The organism is Vibrio sp. B181a (assembly GCF_030248375.1).
In the GTDB taxonomy this organism is placed as follows: domain Bacteria; phylum Pseudomonadota; class Gammaproteobacteria; order Enterobacterales; family Vibrionaceae; genus Vibrio; species Vibrio campbellii.
Map to the genome: position 1 here is coordinate 1 of NZ_JAHGAD010000135.1, position 2,519 is coordinate 2,519.

Annotated in this window: 3 protein-coding genes; all 3 read right to left on the bottom strand. The window is 39.9% G+C overall.

Annotation, left to right across the window (positions count from 1 at the left end; genetic code table 11):
• Positions 1-130: 130 nt before the first annotated feature.
• The 3 genes from KIO97_RS26605 to KIO97_RS26625 all read right to left on the bottom strand — a co-directional run bounded on the left by KIO97_RS26605 (position 131) and on the right by KIO97_RS26625 (position 2,489).
• A complete protein-coding gene (locus tag KIO97_RS26605; protein ID WP_229652129.1) occupies positions 131-463 on the bottom strand; it encodes a hypothetical protein in 333 nt (110 codons plus the stop codon).
• Positions 464-614: 151 nt separating this feature from the next.
• Positions 615-1,715, bottom strand: a complete 1,101-nt coding sequence (locus KIO97_RS26615; protein WP_373417340.1) for a DUF3800 domain-containing protein — start codon at positions 1,713-1,715, stop codon at positions 615-617.
• Between the two features lie 249 nt (positions 1,716-1,964).
• Positions 1,965-2,489: a GNAT family N-acetyltransferase gene (locus KIO97_RS26625; protein WP_285384415.1), complete on the bottom strand. Its 525-nt coding sequence runs from the start codon at positions 2,487-2,489 to the stop codon at positions 1,965-1,967.
• Positions 2,490-2,519: the final 30 nt, after the last annotated feature.

Genomic DNA, 2,519 nt, shown 5'->3' on the forward strand with positions numbered 1-2,519 from the left:
TTGCAATTGCACTTAACGCCTTGTTAAGGTGTGAGGCGCGCAATACCTGAGCTTCCGCATACCACCCTAACCACTAAAACCAACGCATAGTAAAAATGCCACGCGTGCCGAATCACTCTTGAACAATTTGTTATGTGCGTTGCCAACCTTTAGCTACTAAATACTTATCAGGGATCCTTAAGCGAACTTCTTCATCAATTTCGGCGAGAGCATCGGTCAAATCTAGATAACTAACTTTACGTGATAAAAGGCTGAAACTTATACCTTTAGACACTTCACTGAAAAATAGGCTATTTCGCTCAAAATTGATCCTAACTACGGAATACCTATAAAGGGAAAACTCAAGTACAAACCTCTGAAATGGTATGTTAGTACTTTCTGAAGTACAAAAGTCATCGGCAGCACTCCCCCAGTAATCAGATATTTGAGTGACTATGCTCGCTTCAATTTCGTCGATATCCATTCGATGATCCATAATGTTGATAGCTCCAAGCACATAACGCCCTGCTAAGGGGTGAGCAACGCAATACCGAAGCCGCCGCAAACCACCTTAATCACTAAATTTAACGCATAGTGAAAATGCTACGCGTTGCGAATCCCTCTTGAGCAGTTTGTTAAATGGCTGTTATCTCGGGATTAACTTTCGCACGCATCAAAAAACCAGCCGTGTAATCAGCAGTATTAATCCCACCATCATGAACTGTACCTAACTCCTGTGGAGTCACTTTTTGAGTTGGCCAGATAGCATTTGGAGTCAAGAAGCGTTGAAGATTAAGCTTGTCTAATTCAAGAAAGAAATAATCATCCTTTTCCCCAGACAATAGTCCAGCAGCCCAATATGCGAAAGAACTAGCGATAATATCTGCAACCTGAATCTGTGGGAACTCAGCGGAGGACTTAAATTTTAAGCTTCGCCCTTTGAGAGGAAGATTAAATTTACGTCGATCATAACCAACTTCAACATCTTCTTGCGTCCAATCCATAAATTGAGCATATAGTTCTTTCTTTTGCTCGATTGCATGTGAATCATCATGCACTATATGAAAACCTTTTGGATAACGAACGCCCCACGTAACACACTGGCTGAAAAGCGCAGGTATAGAAGGGTCGAGAGCCGATTTATCAATACCGCTCAAAGCATCGTCTATGTAATCTCTAGTTTTAAGAAGTAGCGCTAGATCTTCCTTAAACTCTTCGTATGTACAGGCATCAATTAATGCTTCTACAGTTCCGTAGAAATTAGTAACAGAATCAGAACACTGCTCTTTAACCATTACAATAAACGACTTATACAAGCGTTCTACAAGTTCTTCTCCGCAATAAAGTGGAAAGCACATGTGCCATAGGTTTGAAAGCCCAATATTTGCACCATTTTTATAGAGATCCTTACCATTCTCATAGCACATCGGCTCTATAAGTAAGTCCACTATCTTAGTGATTACCATATACCTTTTATGAAATATCTCTACGCTGATATTACTTTCATTTACCAGAGAGTGCTTTAGCAACCTGACAACTCCATCTTGTCCAGCTTTGCGGCGCTTAAGAACCTTAAAATGAGCTTCCTTTGGCGATTTAGATTGCAATGTTTCTAAGAGCTTTGTAGCTTGTTTTTCATCGAATTTACACGACGCCAACGTAAAAACTGGTTGATTATCATCTAGTATATTTGAACCAGTATTTCCTGATTCATCTAGATATATTGTAGGAATGATTTGTCTATTTTTTCCACTCTTGCTATCTCATTACGCTTTTTTCGAGCTTGAGCTTTTTTCTTTTTATCTCGGTTTTTTTGACTATTTTTACTCATTTTACTCTTACTCCAATGAGACATTTAACGCCTTGTTAAGGGGTGAGCAACGCAATACCGATGCCGCCGCATACCGCCTTAAACACTAAACCCAACGCATAGTAAAAATGCCACGCGTTGCGAATCCCTCTTGAACAATTTGTTAGGCGAATTTTCAAAGGCTTATGCGCATATCTGCACAATTGAAAAGACCGTTACCTAAAGTTGGAAAACGCGCATAGTTTTTTAGCGTTCCATGATTTGAAAAACCTGACTTTTCTAAAACCCTTACACTTGCTATGTGCCCAACAAATGGATTTGTTCTTACTTCCTTGATACCCAAGCTGTTTAAATATTCCAAGCCAGTACGACACAATTGCGTCGCAATTCCACGATTACTAAATTTGTCTGATATACCAAAATGGATCTCAGCATGCTGTTCATTGAACACAAACACAACCACCCCAAACACAAAGTCATTTTGGCTTTCTGCGACACCATAAACTAGCACTTTGGGACGGCTTTCCAAATAGGATTTTCTCCATTGCTGAATTTTTGAGAGCATAGTTCCCACCGTATCATGAGGCAATGTCGAAATGTACTTTGCAGAAGAAATTGAGCCAGAGTACAAACTAAACAATGAGTCTGCATCAGTTTCTCGAAGCTCCCTAATTCTAAAAACGTCATTCTCGTAGTTCATTATGCCTCCATTCGCCTAACGCCCTGTTAA

Excerpts from the sequence above, each read along its gene's own strand:
- KIO97_RS26605 (WP_229652129.1), bottom strand. The coding sequence starts at position 463 with ATGGATATCGACGAAATTGAAGCGAGCATAGTCACTCAAATATCTGAT.
- KIO97_RS26625 (WP_285384415.1), bottom strand. The coding sequence starts at position 2,489 with ATGAACTACGAGAATGACGTTTTTAGAATTAGGGAGCTTCGAGAAACT.